Genomic DNA, 16,526 nt, shown 5'->3' with positions numbered 1-16,526 from the left:
GTGCGCAGGGACATCGACATGCCAAGCCCATGGACCCGCAACAGCGCATGGCGCGCATGCAGGAGCATCATGCCAAGCGCATGGAAGCGCTCAAGGCCAAGCTGCAGCTCACGGCCGCGCAGCAGGGCGCGTGGGACAGCTATGCCAGCGCCTTCACGCCGCCGCCGCCTCCCGCCGGCCCGCGTGAAGACCTGGCCAAGCTCAGCACGCCCGAGCGCCTGGACCGCATGCAGGCGCGCCAGGCGGCGCGCCAGGCGCACTTCGCGAAGATCGCCGACGCCACACGCAGCTTCTATGGGCAGCTGACGCCGCAGCAGCAACAGACCTTCGACGCCGAGACGCTGCCCCGCATGCATGCCCGTGGCGACGGCCCGCGCGGCCACGGCCCGCGTCCCGGCGACGCGCCCCGCGGCTGATCTGGTTGCGCAGGCGCCCATGAAAAAACCCCGGTCGCAAGACCGGGGTTTTCTGCTTCTGCCGGCGCCGCGCAGCGCGGCGCTGGGTCCGTCACTTCGGGGTGCCGGTCATGTTCTTGGGATTGGTCGGCACGTCGGGACGCTCGCCCGTGTTGCCGTAGGGGCGGCGCTGCATGTCGGCCTTGGTGTCGGCACGCACTTCGGCGCGGGTGTTCTGGTTGACCTGCGGCGTGGCGTTGGGCTTGCCCTGCATCATGGTGCTGGCCTGGCCGCTGGGCGTGGTGGTGTTGTCCTGCATGCGGTTGTTCGCACGGGCCTCGGCACGCACGTTGTCGCGTTGGGCCGGCATCGTGCCGTCAGGGCGCTGCGTGGGGTTGGGCACCCCGGCCGGCGTCATGGTGCTTTGTTGGCCCTGCGTCGCAGGCACGGCGGTCTGTGCGATGGCGCTGGCACCGACGGCCATCAGGCCGGCGGCGGCAAGGGTGCAGAGGGTGCGAGTGGTGCGGGTCATGGGAATCTCCTTCTGGTGGATGAAGTTGCGGGATGACGTCGCCATCCCGACGACGTGGCGTGACCGTAGCGGCGCCGTCTGGACAGCCCGTGTGGGCAAGGACGGCGCAGCCCTGTAGGAGCGCCTTGCGCGTCGCCCGCAGCCGAAGCGAAAGACGCTGGCGAAAAAGTAGGCGCGGGGAACCGGACGCGCTCCTACAGCCCGTGTCCTGGCTGCCGCCTACAACTCGCCCCGTGTCTTCATTGCCTCAATCCGAACTGCAACAGCCTCTTGCCGAGCCGGCCTCCGCGTCTGCGGCCGTGCGTCGCCTGAAGGTGATGACGGTCAACACGCACAAGGGCTTCACCACCTTCAACCGGCGCTTCATCCTTCCCGAGTTGCGCGAGGCGGTGCGCACGGTGGGGGCGGATGTCGTCTTTCTGCAGGAAGTGCTGGGGACCCATCAGCGCCACGCGCGCAGAGTGGACAACTGGCCCGAGGCGCCGCATTACGAATTCCTGGCCGACACGATGTGGCCGCAGTTCGCCTATGGGCGCAATGCGGTCTATCCGCGCGGGCACCATGGCAATGCGCTGCTGTCCAAGTTTCCGATCGTGCACCACCGCAACCACGATGTCTCCGTGGCGGGTCCGGAGAAGCGCGGGCTGCTGCATTGCGTGGTCCGCATGCCGGGCCGGGTGGACGATCTGCACGCCATCTGCGCCCACCTGGGCCTGGCCGAGTCCCATCGCCAGCAGCAGCTGGAGCTGCTGTGCCACATCGTCCGCGACGAGGTGCCGGCAAATGCGCCGCTGATCGTCGCAGGCGACTTCAACGACTGGCGCAGCCGCGCCAATCAGGTGCTGGAAGACGGCGCCGGACTCAAGGAGGTCTTCATGACCGCCAACGGCAGGCCGGCCCGCACCTTCCCCGCCCGTTTTCCCCTGCTGCCGCTGGACCGCATCTATGTGCGCAACGCCGGCGTCTCATCGCCCGTGGTGCTGCCGCGCACGCCCTGGTCCCACCTGTCGGACCACGCGCCCCTGGTGGCGGAAATCCACCTCTGACCTGTTGCCCCTGGAGCGACCTCACCCATGACCGCGCCCACATGGCATCCTGACAACGACGTCGAACTGCTGGAGAACGGCGAGGCCTTCTTCCCGCGTGTGTTCGAGGCCATCCGCCGCGCCGAGCGCGAAGTGGTGATCGAGACGTTCATCCTTTTCGAGGACAAGGTCGGTCTGGCGCTGCATGAAGCACTTTGCGAAGCCGGACGACGGGGCGTCAGCATCGACCTGATGATCGACGGCTTCGGCTCGCCCGATCTGTCCGCGCGCTTCCTCGGCGAGCTGGCGGCGGCGGGGGTGAAGGTGCGGGTCTTCGACCCGGGCGAGCGCGTGTTCGGCAAGCGCCTGAACGTCTTCCGGCGCATGCACCGCAAGATCGTGGTGGTCGACGGCTGGCGTGCCTTCATCGGCGGGATCAACTACTCGGCCGATCACTTGGCCGACTTCGGGCCCGAGGCCAAGCAGGACTACTCGGTGGAGTTGCGCGGCCCCATCGTGGGCGAACTACACCGCTTCGTGCTGAGAGAGATCGCGCTGGGTGCGCGCAAGCCGCGCTGGTACCGGCGCCGCATCAGGCGAGTGCACGCGCTGGCCCAATCGCCCGAACGGCAGGAGGCGCCGCCCACCGCCACGCGGTTGCGAGGGCCGCAGGCAGCCCAGGGCGTGCAGGCGCTGCTAGTGACCCGCGACAACCGCCACCACACGACCGACATCGAAAGGCACTACCTGGACGCCATCCGCCGGGCCCGCCACCGGGTGGTGATCGCCAATGCCTACTTCTTTCCGGGCTATCGCTTCATCAAGGCGCTGCGACAGGCGGCGCGGCGCGGGGTGGATGTGCGGCTGATCCTGCAGGGCGAGCCGGACATGCCCATCGTGAAGAAGGCGGCCAGCATGCTCTACCACCACCTGCTGCATGCGGGCGTGCGCATCTACGAGTACTGCGAGCGGCCCCTGCATGGCAAGGTCGCATTGGTCGACGATGCGTGGAGCACCGTGGGCTCCAGCAACCTGGACCCGTTGTCGCTATCGCTCAACCTCGAAGCCAATGTGGTGTTGCGCGGCGAGGGCTTCAACCGGGTGCTGTCCGAGCGGCTGGAGGATCTGATGCGCCACAGCTGCAAGCAGATCGCGGCCGAAGACCTGGCAGAGGAATGGAGCGGCTGGCGACTGGTTCGCAGCTTCTTCGTCTTCCATTTCCTGCGCTGGTATCCCTCGCTGACCAGCTGGCTGCCGCGGCATGTGCCGCAGCTCAAGCCCGCGGTGCCGCCGCAGGCGGCCGCTGCGCCGCTGAGCGCGCAGCACGCTGACGTGGTCTGACCATGCCGGCCGCTTTGTCCGCACATGCGCCGGCAAGGCAGCCGCCGCCGGCGCGCCCGTGGTGGACATGGCTGAAGCGCATTGCGCTCTGGGCTTTCCTCGCGGGAGTGGCCTGGCTGATCGTGCAGCAGGCACGCACGATCGAATGGGACGAGGTGCTCGCAGCACTGCGCGCCTTGCCTGCGGTGCTGGTGGCCGGGGCCGCGGTGCTGGCGGCCATGAGCTTCGCGCTCTACACGACCTTCGACCTTCTGGGCCGGCATCTCACCGGCCATCGGCTCGGGGCGCCCACGGTGATGGGGGTTGCGTTCATCAGCTATGCCTTCAACCTGAACTTCGGCTCGCTGGTGGGGGGCGTGGCGTTCCGCTACCGGCTCTATTCCCGACTGGGCCTGCGTGCATCGGACATCACGCGCGTGCTCGGCTTCTCGATGCTCACCAATTGGATCGGCTACCTGCTGGTGGCCGGCGCTGCCTTCGCCCTGTCCCCGCTGGCGCTACCCCCGGAGTGGCGCATCGACAGTGGCGGACTTCGGGTGCTGGGCGTGGTGCTCGTCGGCGCCGCAATCGGATACCTGCTGGTCTGTGCGTTGGCCGGCGGCCGGACGCTCACCGTGAGAGGCCATGTGCTGGAAGTGCCCTCGCTGCGGATGGGCGTGCTGCAGCTGGGGCTGTCCGCGGCCAACTGGTCTCTGATGGGCGGCATCGTGTGGCTGCTGCTGCAGGGGCGGGTCGACTATCTCCAGGTGCTGGCGGTGCTGCTGGTGGCAGCGGTGGCCGGAGTGATCACCCATGTTCCGGCCGGCCTGGGTGTGCTGGAGGCCGTGTTCGTGGCGCTGCTGTCCCATCAGGTGCCGCAGGCGCTGCTGCTCGGCGCGCTGCTCGCCTACCGCGCGGTCTATTACCTCCTGCCGCTGGTCGTGGCATTGGTGCTCTATGCCATGACCGAATTCCGCGCGCGCCACCGGCGCGCGCCGCACAAGACCTGATCGGGGACGAGGGCAAGGCGGCCGCGGGCCGATGTCACTGTATATTCATCCAGTGGACATCCAACGCAAGCTCGCGATCCTGGCCGACGCCGCCAAATACGACGCCTCGTGTGCCTCCTCGGGCACGGACAAGCGGGACTCGCGCGGCGGGCGCGGCATGGGCTCGACCGAGGGCATGGGCATCTGCCACAGCTACGCGCCCGACGGCCGATGCATCTCGCTGCTGAAGATCCTGCTCACCAACTTCTGCCAGTACGACTGCCTCTACTGCATCAACCGCGTGAGCAGCAACGTGCCGCGCGCACGCTTCTCGGTGGACGAGGTGGTGCACCTCACCCTCGACTTCTACGCCCGCAACTGCATCGAGGGGCTGTTCCTGTCCAGCGGCATCATCCGCAGCCCCGACTACACCATGGAGCAGCTGGTGGAGGTGGCGCGCATGCTGCGAGAGGAGCACGACTTCCGCGGCTACATCCACCTCAAGACCATCCCCGATGCCGATCCGGTGCTGCTGGCGCGCGCCGGTCGTTATGCCGACCGACTGAGCATCAATGTCGAGCTGCCCACCCCGGCCGGGCTGGAGGCGCTGGCGCCCGAGAAAGATGCGACGGCCATCCGACGCTCCATGGCGCGCATGGCCGTGCACATCGGCGAGGCCAAGGGCCAGGCCGGCGACGACGCGGCCGCCGCGTCCAAGGCGGTGTCCTTGCCGGTGACCGGTCCGCGCCGTGGCAAGGCGCCGCGTTTCGCGCCGGCTGGCCAGAGCACGCAGATGATCGTGGGCGCCGATGCCGCGACCGACGCCTCCATCCTGGACACCAGCGCCAACCTCTATGGTGCCTATCGTCTGCGGCGCGTGTACTACTCGGCATTCAGCCCCATCCCCGATGCGGCCAGCCGCCTGCCTCCTGCGGCGCCCCCGCTCATGCGGGAGCACCGGCTCTACCAGGCCGACTGGCTGATGCGCTTCTATGGCTTCGAGCACCACGAGATCGTGCCGTCCTCTCAGCAGGGCATGCTGGCGCTGGATGTCGATCCCAAGCTGGCCTGGGCGCTGGCGCACCGCGAGCGGTTTCCGGTGGATCTCAACACCGCGCCGCGCGAGTTGCTGCTGCGGGTGCCGGGCCTCGGCGTGCGCGCGGTGGAGCAGTTGATGGCAGCGCGCCGGCACCGGCGTCTGCGGGCCGAAGACCTGCGCCGCCTGCGTGTGCCGGTGGCGCGCGTGATGCCCTTCGTGCAGCTCGATGGCCATCGGCCGGCGCGGGCGCTGGAGTCGCCCGACTTGCGCGCGCGGCTCACCCGGCGTGCCGAGCCCGCGCAGGCCAGCCTTTTCTGAGAGGCGCTGAGTGCGTATGCCCTGTGCGAGTGGGCTCCGCGGGCGTTCGCGCGGCCATGGGGCCGCGCACGCGCTGCAGTCCCCCACTGACCCAGGCGCATGAATCTGCCCTGTACGCCGCGGGTCGCCTGCCTACAAAACGAGCGCTTCCGTTTGCCTACCTTGCGAGTCATGAGTCTCCGTGTCATCACCCTGGAAAGCGAGATCGATTGGCCTGGCTTCCGTCGTGAGGCACGCACGCTGCTCGCGTCGCTCGTGCCACCCGACGAGGTGGTCTGGCAGACGCCGGCTCATCCGGCGCCCGAGTTGTGGCAATCGGAAGCACAGCCCAGACCTGCGCCGGCCCCGCCGTCACGACGACCGCTTGGTGGCTCGGGCCCTGCCCGGCTCGTGGTGCCGCCCGCCTTCATCACCCTGTGCGAGAAGGTGGTGCTGCATCAAGACCCTCAGCGCTTTGCACTGCTCTATCGGCTCCTGTGGCGTTTGGTGCACGAACGTGGTCTTCGCCAGGACCCGCTCGACCCTGACCGGCTGCGCGCGCGGCAGATGCTGCAGTCGGTCCGTCGAGACATGCACAAGATGAAAGCCTTCGTGCGGTTCCGGCCGGTCGGTCAGCCGGAGGGCGAGCCGCCGCTGTCCGTGGCCTGGTTCGAGCCGGAACATCACATCGTCGAAGCGGTCGCGCCCTTTTTTGTGCGGCGCTTCACGCAGATGCACTGGGCAATCCTGACGCCCGAATGCTCGGTGCGCTGGACGCCGGCACCGCCCGATGGCCCGCCACTGGCGGGCGAGGGGGCATTGCCGGGCGAGCTGGAATTCGGCCCGGGCGCCTCGCGGACGCAGGCGCCGGGGCCCGATGAGGGCGAGGCGCTGTGGCTGACCTATTACGCCCACATCTTCAATCCTGCCCGGCTCAAGCTGTCGATGATGACGCGGGAAATGCCGCGCAAGTATTGGTCGAATCTGCCAGAGGCGCAGTTGATTGCGCCGCTGGCCGCGCAGGCGGCGGAACGCACCGGGCGCATGGTCCAGGCGGCGGCCTCGACGCCGCGACGGCGCATCCCCATCCGCGCGCCGCTGCCTGCCGCGGACGATGCAGGCGATCCGCGCGAGACCCTGGCGTCTCTAGCGCAGGCCACCGACCGCTGCCGCGACTGCCCCATCGGCGAGCATGCGACGCAGTCGGTGTTCGGCGAAGGCGCGTTGCACCCCCCGCTGATGCTGGTCGGCGAGCAGCCGGGCGACCAGGAGGACCTGGCGGGCCATCCCTTCGTGGGCCCGGCCGGGCGTCTCCTGGACAAGGCGCTGGAGGAGCTGGGATGGGCGCGCGAGTCGCTGTATCTGACCAACGCGGTGAAGCATTTCAAGTTCGAGCTGCGCGGCACGCGACGCATCCACAAGAGTCCCGGGCAGCGCGAGGTGCTGGCCTGTCAGCAGTGGCTGGAGCGGGAAATCGCGCTGGTGCGCCCGAGGGCGTTCGTCGCTCTGGGCGCAACGGCGGCCCGGGCGTTGATCGGACGCGCCGTCCCCGTCATGACCGAGCGGGGTCATTGGTTGAGCGGCCCGGACGACATTCCCGTGCTCGTCACCCTTCATCCTTCCGCGCTGCTGCGCGGCGATCCCGCAGAGCGCGATACGGCGTGGCGGGCCTGGCTGGACGACCTGGCTCTTGCCAGCCCTTATCTGGCGGGCGAGGAGGGCGCCGTCACTCGCTCCCGCGCCGAAGCGTGACGAGGGTGATTTCAGAAGGGGCGCCCAGCCGCTTGGGCGGGCCCCAATAGCCCGAGCCGCGGCTCACATAGACCCACATGTCCTGCAGGCGGTGCAGGCCCGCGGTGAAGGGCTGCTGCAGCGGCACGAAGAGGTTCCAGGGAAAAAACTGGCCCCCATGCGTGTGGCCGGACAACTGCAGCTGGAAGCCGGCTTCCGCCGCCGCCGGCGCACTGCGCGGCTGGTGGGCGAGCAGGATGCGCGTCGCGACCATGGGCGGGGCATCGAGCAGCGCCGCCTGCGGATCACTTTCGTGCGCCGCATCGAAGTGGCCCGCCGTGTAGTCGGTCACCCCCGCCACCAGAAGGGCACTGTCGAGGATTTCTTCGTCGGTCTGGGCTCCATGCACGCTGCGCGTCTGCAGCACCACATGCTCGTTGAGCAGGACTTTCAGGCCCAGCCGGCGCAATTCGGCGACCCAGGCATGGGCACCGGCGTAGTACTCGTGATTGCCAGTGACGACGAAGGTGCCGTGGCGTGCGCGCAGGCGGGCGAGCGGCGCCACATGCTCGCGCAGCTCGGCCACCGAGCCATCGACCAGGTCACCGGTGATGGCCACCATGTCCGCACCGAGGCGGTTCACCTCTTCCACGATCCGCGCGATGTACCCCGCGCGGATGGTCGGTCCCACATGCAGATCGCTCAGCTGCGCGATGCTGAAGCCGGCGAGCCGAGCTGGCAGGCCGGCGATGGGCACATCCACCCGACGCACCGGCGGGGTGCGGCGCGCGAAGAAAAAGCCGACCAGCGACCCGGCCGTGGCCAGTGCCATCACCGCCAGGGCGCTGCCCTGTTCCCATGGCGCCCGGTTCATAGGCAGATGCGCCAATCGCGTGACCGCCCAGGCCGAGAGCAGACCGACGTCGCGCAGCACCGCCAGCACGAACACCGAGGAGAACCAGCCCATCGCCAGCAGTCCGAACCAGCGAATGGGCGCGCGCAAGGTCTTCGGCAGCGGAAAGCGCTGCATGAAGGGGAGCGGCATGGTCACGGCAGACAGCAGCAGCAACAGGGCAAATACCGGCCAGGCGCCGGTCGCCTGCGCCAGGGCAGGCAGCAGCCGCACCGCCAGGAAGACGTGCAGCAGCGTGGTCAGGAAAGCGAGAGGAGCGAGAGGCATGGCGAACGAACGCCATTTTGCTGCGCCGCAGCAAAATGCGCACGTGGGGAAACCCGCTGTCTGTGTCGACGCGGGTAACAAATGAGAAAGAAATGAGCCGAGCGCCCCCCGCAATGGCGCGCCAAAACGGGGCCCGCGATGGGCACCCTGGGGGGTCAGGGAAAGCTCAGCGGTTGTCCTGTGGGCCCTGTGCGAGGGCCTGCGGCGGATGCGTGGCGGCGGCGATGTCGAAGTTGGAGGGCCAGAGGAACAGCGTCCGTCCGGGGGCGCCCAGCGCCACGTTCAGGGTCTGCGTGAGCGTCAACGGCCCGAGCGTCGCCTGCACGTCGTAGGTGCCGGGGGCCAGCCGGGCCAGCATGTAGGGGCCATGGGCGACGGCATCGAGCACCTGCTCGCCGTTGTACTTGTTGACCACCCGCACCTTCACGGGCTCGTCGAACTGGCCGCGCGGGCCGCGCGAGATGGCGAATTCGAGCGTGGCGCCCCACCGCGGCGAGACCATCTCCATGAAGGCGCGCTCATCGCGCCCCATGCCGCCGCACATGTATTCGGTGCCTTGCGGCGCCATGAGGATGTCCGGCAGCGGCGCGGCGGTGGCAGTGCCGGCACCCAGGACGCAGGCGCCGGCGGTGCAGGCGGCGGAAAGAAGACGGGAGAGCCGGAAGGACATGGACTTCTTCATCAACGGTGGGGAGTTGCGCGACCCGGATCGACCCGGCCCCGCGGGCCGCTGGAGCGGCCGGACCATTGTGCTCAGCAAGAATCGGGCGCAGTCTGAGGACTGCTCCGCTTGACAGCAGGCGCCTGGGCAGGCGGACTTTGGCGCCGGCGTGCGCCACCATGGGGCATCGGTAGCGGGCGCGCACCTACAGGCGCGGCGGCCGCAGCGGGCTAAAAGCGGTGCCTTCCCGTCTTTTTCATGATGCCTGCCATGACCCAGCCCGGCTTTCCCGACACCTCCGAATCTCAGCCCGACGCCGCCGACCCGGGCACCCGTCCCGTTGGCGCCCAGTCCTGGCTGGATGCCGCCAAGGCCTTCGACGCCCGACGGCCGGATCTCCCGGGCGAGCACCTGGTGGTGCTGGGGCTCGGTGTGGCGCTGCTGCTGTCCTCGGGTCGCAGTCGCTCGATCCTGGGCCGGCTGGTGAAGGCGGCGGCGGGCGGTGCGCTGGTGGCGCGCGCCGCCAGCGGCACCGGCGGGGTGGCCCGCGTGGCGCGGGTCATCGCCAAGGTCACCTGAGCGAAGGCGCGCCCGTCCGGGTCCAGCCGGACGCGCCTTCGACACGGGCGGGGCATCGCGCGGCGCCGCGCGGGGGGATCAGCCCTTGGCCAGGCGGTACTGCACGGGATCGGCGGTTAGGTAGCCCACCGCGCAGGCGTAGCGCCCGTTGTAGTTGGCCTTGATCAGCGGGTCCAGCGTGGGCTGCACGATGCTGTGGAACGCCTCCCAGTCGCCCGGGTGCTGGAAGTTGCTCATGATGTAGGTCCAGCCGTTGATCTCGTCCACGGCGTGCAGGCCGGTGGATTCGGCGCCGGCCGGTGCCGACAGGATGCGCGACAGCTTCTTCGTGTCCACGTTGTACGCCCACAGGAAGTTGTTGACGTGGTGGCCGCTGTCCTCGCCGATGAAGAGGGTGCGCATCTTCTCGGAGAACTTCAGGTTGTCGGCGCTGGAAATCTTGTCCGGGTTGGTGAGGTTGCCCAGGGCATCCGGAGTGGCCAGGTCTTCGCCGGTCAGCATCACGCGCGAGCTCACGACCACCCATTCGCTGTTGATGGCGTTGCCGTCCGTGTCCTTGGCGCCGCCGGCCAGCTTGTGCTCCAGGATCACGCCACAGTTCAGCTTCTTGGGGAAGGTGACGTTGGCGCTCGCCTGCCAACCGGTGCCGGCGTTGACCATCGAGTTCTGCACGTTCGTCACGCCGGAGTAGGCGAGCTTGTCCCGCACGTTGACCGTGGTGCCTTCCATCTTGGTGAAGGCCATGCTGCCGCCCTTGAGTGCGGCATACCGGTGCGTCTCCAGGAAGGCCGCGGCCTTTTCCTTGCCGGCCTTGACCCGGACCCAGTTCGCCTTGCCGCTGTAGAAGATCTTGGTGAAGCTGGCGTCGCCCGGGTCGGTGTCCCGGACGTCCATGATGTCGGTCGGCGCGAGCACGTCGGCCAGGGCCTCGATGGCGGAGCTGGTGGCCGAACCGAGCTTGATCCAGGTGAGCTTCGCGGTGCTCGTGTCCGTGAGCGTCTCGTCGTAGCGCGCCACGTAGAGCGTGCCCGAGGACAGATCGCGCGCCTTGTCGGCCACGAACATGAACAGGCCGCCGTTGGTGGCGTCGTCGCCCATCAGGGCCGTGCGCTCGTCGGGCATCACCTGGATCAGCTCGTGCGAGATGCGGCCGAGGTTGTAGTGCTTCCTGCAGCTGCCGGTGCCGTCGGCGTTGACGCTGATCTCCGGCAGGTGGCCGTAGTGGTAGGGGTTGGCCTTGGTGGCATCGCCGAACAGGTTCTTGCTGTAGGCCTGGAACATCGTGTTGGTGGCGATGGCGAAGGCGTCCGGCTCGTACTCTTCGCTCGACAGGTGCGTGCCCCAGGGCGACAGGCTGGCGCCGCAGGTGATCCACAGACCATGCGCGGCCGAGGTGTCGACGTTGTGGTACTTGGCCAGCGTGAGCTTGCCGGTGGCCGGGTCCTGGTCCAGCGTCAGCACGGCGATGGGCGAGGGCAGGGTGCCATAGGTCGAATCGCCGTTCAGGTTGCGCGTGGTGTATTCGAACTGCACCACGGCGAACACCGTGTTGCCCTTCACCCCGGCCACCTTGGCGCCCGGCACCGTCAGCAGCGAACTGCCGTCGGCACAGTCGGAGAAGAACTGGCGCTGCTGGCCGGCCACGGAGCTGTCGATGATGGGCTTGTTGTTGATGTCGTAATAGCCGCCGGCCAGGATGGTGCCGCCCTTGCCGTCCGGCACCTGGGTGCCGGTCAGGAAGAAGGGCTTGTAGGCCAGGGCGTAGGTGGTGCTGCTGCCATCGCTGTACGACACCTTCATCGCCGAGCTCGTGGTCACCGTGGCCATCTCCGCCGGCTTGGCCAGCGAAGGGGCGGGCATGTTGCTGAACTCGGTGGCCACGTATTGCGCGGACGGGGTCGCTGCGGGGGCCGGCGCGGGCGCCGGTGCGGGGCTGGGCGTCAGACCCGCGAAGTTGACGTTGCTGCCGCCGCCGCCGCAGGCGGTCAGCAGCGCGGCGCCGCCCAGCGGCAGCAGCGGGGCGGTGCCGAACAGCTTCAGGGCCTTGCGGCGGGTGGGGACGGATGGGGTGTTGTCGTGGGTGTTCATCGTCGGGCTGGGTGAAAACGGAATGGATCGGGCCGGCGGGCTGCCCCGGAGGACAGGCCGCCGGCCGCGAAGCCGTGACGATGAAGGCGCCCCGTGACAGGGGCATGAAACGGTCAGGCCCTTGGCAGCCCGTTGCGCTAGCGATGCGCTTCGCGCATCGGGTGCCCAGCCGCCGCCACGCGCCGGGCATGCGCGCCGCCGCGATCCTGCGCGGGCGGCCGTGGACCGCGGAAGGCCGACCGACCGCGAGGGCCCTTCAGACGCCGATCACCCCGCCGTCGTTGCGGGTGATGACGATCGTGGCCGAGCGTGGGCGGCTCGTGCCGCCGTCGGGCCAGTGGCTGCTGAACTTGCTCGGGTCGGCGATGTTGGCCACGGCCGTGTCCTCGCCCGGGTGCTGGATGTTCACGAAGATCGCGCGGCCGTCGCCCGATTCGGCGATGCCGGTGATCTCGCATTCCTTGGGGCCGACCAGGAAGCGGCGCAGAGTGGCGGTGTCGGCGTCCTTGCCGGCGAAGGTGACCTGCTTGACGCCATCCCCGCCACCCGCTGGAAAGTTCGTGATTTCTTTCCGCTGGCCGTCGCCCACCTTGCCCGGCAAGGCGGCCAGCATCATGCAGTTGGTCACGTCGGTGTAGGCACCGTCGTCGGTCTGCAGCCACAGCAGGCCCGGTTTGGCCTGGCTGAACCACAGGCCGTCCGGGCTGGAGAAGTCGTTGTCGGCGCCCAGCTGCGACAGGTTGATGTCGGCCGACGCGGTCGAGCGCGCGCCGAAGAGGTACACATCCCACTTGAAGGTGGTGGAGGTGACATCGCCGTTGGCTTCCGAGAAGCGCAGCACATGGCCGTTGGGGTTGCCCAGCTGCGCCGTCTGGGCGCTGCCCTTCGGGTCGTTGTAGAAGCGCGGGTTGGCCGCGTCGGTGGCGGTGATGGGCCGCGAGCTGGCATTGGTGTTGGTCAGCGTCACGTACACCTCGCCGGTCACCGGGTTGACGGCGGTCCACTCGGGGCGGTCCATCCTGGTGGCGCCGGCGGCGTCGGCGGCCAGGCGGGCGTTGACCACCACGTCAGCGGCATCGGCGAAGGCGTAGGTGGCGTTGGTGCCGGTGATGTTGTTCACGCCCAGCTTCAGCTCCAGCCAGGTGCCGGTGCCGTCGGCGGCGAACTTCGCCACGTACAGGCGGCCGTCGTCCATGTACTTGTCGCCAGCGGCCAGGCCGCCGCCCACGTCGGCCGGGTCCCAGGCCTTGGTCGACACGAACTTGTAGATGTACTCGTTGCGCGAGTCGTCGCCCATGTACCAGACCAGCGGCTTGCCGGCCACGACCGGCCCCAGGCAGGCGCCTTCATGACCGAAGCGGCCCAGCGCGGTGCGCTTGCGCGGCGTCGACAGCGGGGCGAAGGGATCGATCTCCACCACCCAGCCATAGGTGTTGGGGCCGTTGCGGAAGTCGTCGGTGGCGCTGGCGCCGGTCACCTGCGCGTTCCAGCGGCCGTACAGGTTGTCGCTCGTGTCGGGCGTGACCGTGGCCCAGAGCTCGCGGCCGTTGCCGGCCACGCCGTAGCGGTTGAGCGAGGTCAGCTCCTTGGGTGTGCGGGCGGCGTTGTCGGTGGCGGCGACGCGGCGGAAGTACAGGGCCCAGTTCTCTTCGCAGGTCAGGTAGGTGCCCCAGGGCGTGGTGCCGTTGGCACAGTTGTTGACCGTGCCGCGGGTCTTGCTGCCGTCGGTGGAATACCGGGTCTTGACGTACTCGGACCTGGCGGCAGGGCCCGACAGACGCATCTCCGTCAGCGTGTGCACGCGGCGGTTGAAGCTGGCGCCACGCTTGTAGCTCCAGGCGTTGCCGCTCTTGCCCACCTCGATCACGCTCACGCCGTGCAGGTAGAACTCGCGCAGCACTTCGCCCGCCACGGTGCGCACCTGGGCCGTGCCGCTGCCGGTGGTGGTCTGCCCGGCCGGATGCAGGAAGGCGGGCGTGATGGCCTCGTGGTTCATCACCAGCAGGCCGCGGTCCGCCGCCGTGGGCGCCCAGCTGCCGTTGGCATTCATGCCGAAGAAGGTCATGCCGTCGTGGTGGTCGCCGGCGCGTCGATCGTAGGTGGTGGGATCGTCGCTGCCGTCGTTGGCATAGGCCGCCACGTCGGTCGTGATCGGGTCGCCCAGGCGGTACATGACGGTGGCGGTGTAGCCGGCGGGCAGCACCACGCGGTCTTCCAGGCTCTTGGCCACGGGGTTGAAGCTCAGGCTCAGCGCAGCCGGTGCGGGGGTGGGTGCGGGTGCGGGTGCAGGTGCCGGCGAGGGGGCCGGGCTGGCGCCGACCGGCGGCACGAACACGCCGTTGCTGCCACCGCCGCCGCAGGCGGTGATCAGCGCGGCGCCGCCGCTGGCCACGCCGAAGCCCAGCAGGCGGCGGCGGTTCATGCGGGCGGCCACGACCTCGTCGAAGCTGGGGTTGGCGCTGGGGTTGTGGCCGACCTCGTCGGGATCGATCGAGGGCATGCCCAGAGGCTGCGAATTGCTCATTCCGTATTCCGTGGGGCTGAAGAAACAGCCGGCACGGTATCGGCGGCACATGACAGTTCCGAGAAAGTCAGGTTCTGGCAAGCCTATTCAAGGTAAGCAATCTGCCGGGGTCGGCGATGCTCGTTGCGGCGGACGGCACCGCCACCCCGCCACCCCGCCACCGCGGCGTCTGAGCGCAGGCTCAGTAGCCGGCGCCCGAAGGATCGACGCCGCGGGGCCACAGCGCCCACAGCCGCAGCGGCTGCTTCATGCGCGCGGCGAAGCGGCCGGCCTCCGCCCCGGTGCCGGCGAAGAAGTCGGCCCGCACCGCACCCAGGATGGCGCTGCCCGTGTCCTGCGCCACCACCAGCCGCGACATCTGCGCCACCGGGCCGCTGGTGGCAAGCCACACCGGCGTGCCGTAGGGGATGGACTCGCGGTCCACCGCGATGGAACGCCCCGCCGTCAGCGGCACGCCCTGGGCACCGCGCGGGCCAAAGGCGGCGTCCAGCTCGGTCAGCGGCTCCTCACGGAAGAACACGTAGCGCGGATTGCTCCACAGCATCTGCTGCACGCGCTGGGGGTTCTGGCGCGCCCAGTCCTTCACGTCCTCCGGCCAGCGGCCGATGGGCGACACGCCCTGGCTGGCCAGCCACTGCTGCACGCTGCGGTAGGGCTGCTCGTTGGTGCCGGCGAAGGCCAGGCGCACCGTGCGGCGGCTGCCGTCGGGCTCGGTGACCTGCAGCCGGCCGGAGCCCTGGATGTGCAGCATCAGTGCATCGACCGGGTCGGACAGCCAGGCGATCTCGCGCCCGCGCAGCGCCGCCTGAGCCTCGGGCAGGGTGTCGATTTGCTGGCGGGTGTACCAGGGCCGGCGCGGTGCCCAGCCGGCCGGCGTCTGATAGAGCGGCACGGCATAGGCGGAGGAGGGCGTGCGGCTCGCCTCGAAGACGGGCTCGTAGTAGCTGGTGAGCAGGCCTTGCGACTGACCGTCGGCCGCCTCCACGCGGTAGGGCTGCAGCCGCTCCATCAGGAAGGCGCGCTGCTCCTCGGGCGAGCCGATCGACAGCCGGCGCAGTTCCTGGCACAGCGGCGAGATCACGGCATTGGGGCGCTGGCAGTTGGCCATGAGCACGATCCAGGCCTCGTGCATCGCATCGTCCTGCACGCCGGGCAGTTCGGACCAATCCACCGGGACCCAGCGGCTCTTGGGATGGGTGAGCGGCCCCGTGAGCGGCGCCAGCGGCGGCTGGGGTGGCGGCGCGGTGGGCGCCACCGTTCGCGCGGGCGGCACCGGCGCCGAGGCGCAGCCGGCCAGCACCGCTACGATGGCCGCCGCAGCCAGGGCCGCCAGCCCACGCCAGCGCCCGGTGCCGTGCCCGCGCGGGGCCGTGCCGCTGCGGGGCGGCATGGGCTCGGGTGCGGCAGCCAGGCCGCCCTCCGGGGTGAACAGCCGAGAAACTTGTGGAGCATTGGAACGCATGTACTTGATTTTGCTGGAGGCATTCGCCGCATTGGCGGTACTGGTGCTGATTGTGTGGTGGACCATGTTCCACGGTCGTCGCGGGGGTGAACTGCCACCGGACCAGGACCCCGACCAGAAGCCCTGAACCCTGTCGGACAGGCGGCCAGCGCCCTGTGGGAAGGGCATGCGACCTACCGGCCGCCAAAGGGTCAGGCGGTTCATTTTTGATAGCACTCAAGTCTTGTCAGAAAAGACAGATCCGCATTTTTGACGTTGCAAGGCCTGCTACCTCCGATGCCTCGCCGCCATGCCGGGCGCCTCCCATAATGGCGCCAACCCGCCGGGTGGACGGACGTCCCGGCCATGGTGAGGCGGGTGCCATCCAAGGAGAAACAACCATGCAGAAACTTTCGGGCAAGCTCGTCCTCAGCGCCGCCACCCTGGCCGTGGCACTGACCGGCTGCGCCAACATGAGCGACACCCAACGCACCACCGGCATGGGCGCCGGCATCGGCGCGCTGGGCGGCGCCGCCCTCGGCGCCGCCACCGGCAACAGCCGCACGGCCGCCACCGGCGCGGCCATCGGGGCCGGCGTGGGCGCCCTGGGCGGCTACCTGTGGTCGCAGCGCATGGAGAACCAGAAGCGCCAGATGGAGCAGGCCACCCAGGGCACCGGCATCGCCGTGTCCCAGACCGCCAATAACGAGCTGAAGCTGGCCATC

15 protein-coding genes are annotated in these 16,526 nt (G+C 69.3%); 9 read left to right on the top strand and 6 right to left on the bottom strand.

From position 1 onward, the window contains the following. Positions 1-29: 29 nt before the first annotated feature. Complete coding sequence (locus QZ772_RS20800) at positions 30-416, top strand: Spy/CpxP family protein refolding chaperone (RefSeq protein ID WP_295530394.1); 387 nt, start codon at positions 30-32, stop codon at positions 414-416. A gap of 91 nt (positions 417-507) precedes the next feature. Here the strand turns inward: QZ772_RS20800 and QZ772_RS20795 are convergent, their stop codons facing one another. After that, positions 508-927, bottom strand: coding sequence for a serine/threonine protein kinase (locus QZ772_RS20795; RefSeq protein WP_295530392.1), 420 nt, complete (start codon positions 925-927; stop codon positions 508-510). A 317-nt stretch (positions 928-1,244) separates the two neighbouring features. Here QZ772_RS20795 and QZ772_RS20790 point away from each other — a divergent pair, with 317 nt between their 5' ends. From QZ772_RS20790 to QZ772_RS20770, 5 genes are all read left to right on the top strand, one after another. After that, the gene (locus tag QZ772_RS20790) at positions 1,245-1,973 is read left to right on the top strand and encodes an endonuclease/exonuclease/phosphatase family protein (RefSeq protein WP_295530835.1); all 729 of its coding nucleotides are present in this window, start codon (positions 1,245-1,247) and stop codon (positions 1,971-1,973) included. A 27-nt stretch (positions 1,974-2,000) separates the two neighbouring features. Then, positions 2,001-3,293 (top strand): cardiolipin synthase ClsB, encoded by a 1,293-nt coding sequence (gene clsB / locus QZ772_RS20785; protein WP_295530389.1) that lies wholly within the window; start codon positions 2,001-2,003, stop codon positions 3,291-3,293. Positions 3,294-3,295: 2 nt separating this feature from the next. Further along, a complete protein-coding gene (locus QZ772_RS20780) occupies positions 3,296-4,282 on the top strand; it encodes a lysylphosphatidylglycerol synthase domain-containing protein (RefSeq protein WP_295530386.1) in 987 nt (328 codons plus the stop codon). Positions 4,283-4,334: 52 nt separating this feature from the next. Further along, positions 4,335-5,618, top strand: coding sequence for a putative DNA modification/repair radical SAM protein (locus QZ772_RS20775; RefSeq protein ID WP_295530383.1), 1,284 nt, complete (start codon positions 4,335-4,337; stop codon positions 5,616-5,618). A gap of 171 nt (positions 5,619-5,789) precedes the next feature. Beyond that, on the top strand, positions 5,790-7,349 hold the full coding sequence (locus QZ772_RS20770) for a UdgX family uracil-DNA binding protein (protein WP_295530380.1): 1,560 nt from the start codon (positions 5,790-5,792) through the stop codon (positions 7,347-7,349). Here QZ772_RS20770 and QZ772_RS20765 read toward each other — a convergent pair. Together QZ772_RS20765 and QZ772_RS20760 are read right to left on the bottom strand one after the other, a co-directional pair. Continuing rightward, complete coding sequence (locus QZ772_RS20765) at positions 7,324-8,508, bottom strand: metallophosphoesterase (RefSeq protein WP_295530377.1); 1,185 nt, start codon at positions 8,506-8,508, stop codon at positions 7,324-7,326. The genes QZ772_RS20770 and QZ772_RS20765 overlap by 26 nt on opposite strands. 166 nt (positions 8,509-8,674) lie before the next feature. Beyond that, positions 8,675-9,178, bottom strand: coding sequence for a hypothetical protein (locus QZ772_RS20760; protein WP_295530375.1), 504 nt, complete (start codon positions 9,176-9,178; stop codon positions 8,675-8,677). 261 nt (positions 9,179-9,439) lie between these two features. Between QZ772_RS20760 and QZ772_RS20755 the strand changes: the two genes are divergently transcribed. Continuing rightward, positions 9,440-9,748 carry a hypothetical protein gene (locus QZ772_RS20755; RefSeq protein ID WP_295530372.1) on the top strand — a complete coding sequence of 103 codons (309 nt, stop codon included), beginning with the start codon at positions 9,440-9,442 and terminating at the stop codon, positions 9,746-9,748. A 78-nt stretch (positions 9,749-9,826) separates the two neighbouring features. On the opposite strand, the gene QZ772_RS20750 is transcribed toward QZ772_RS20755, so the two are convergent. The 3 genes from QZ772_RS20750 to QZ772_RS20740 form a co-directional block, all read right to left on the bottom strand. After that, positions 9,827-11,836 (bottom strand): alkaline phosphatase PhoX, encoded by a 2,010-nt coding sequence (locus tag QZ772_RS20750; protein ID WP_295530368.1) that lies wholly within the window; start codon positions 11,834-11,836, stop codon positions 9,827-9,829. Between the two features lie 256 nt (positions 11,837-12,092). After that, entirely contained in the window at positions 12,093-14,360 is a 2,268-nt protein-coding gene (locus QZ772_RS20745) for a PhoX family phosphatase (protein WP_295530365.1), read from the bottom strand. A gap of 181 nt (positions 14,361-14,541) precedes the next feature. After that, complete coding sequence (locus tag QZ772_RS20740) at positions 14,542-15,750, bottom strand: MltA domain-containing protein (RefSeq protein WP_295530362.1); 1,209 nt, start codon at positions 15,748-15,750, stop codon at positions 14,542-14,544. Between the two features lie 70 nt (positions 15,751-15,820). On the opposite strand from QZ772_RS20740, the gene QZ772_RS20735 reads away from it, so the two are divergent. Next, complete coding sequence (locus QZ772_RS20735) at positions 15,821-15,949, top strand: hypothetical protein (RefSeq protein WP_295530360.1); 129 nt, start codon at positions 15,821-15,823, stop codon at positions 15,947-15,949. Between the two features lie 253 nt (positions 15,950-16,202). After that, on the top strand, positions 16,203-16,526 hold a 324-nt coding region (locus tag QZ772_RS20730), incomplete at its 3' end, for a glycine zipper domain-containing protein (RefSeq protein ID WP_295530357.1).

Origin of the sequence: uncultured Pseudacidovorax sp. (assembly GCF_913773995.1) — a bacterium.
In the GTDB taxonomy this organism is placed as follows: domain Bacteria; phylum Pseudomonadota; class Gammaproteobacteria; order Burkholderiales; family Burkholderiaceae_C; genus Xenophilus.
The sequence above is the reverse complement of the archived record's forward strand: the minus strand, read 5'-3'. Positions and strand labels throughout refer to the sequence as shown.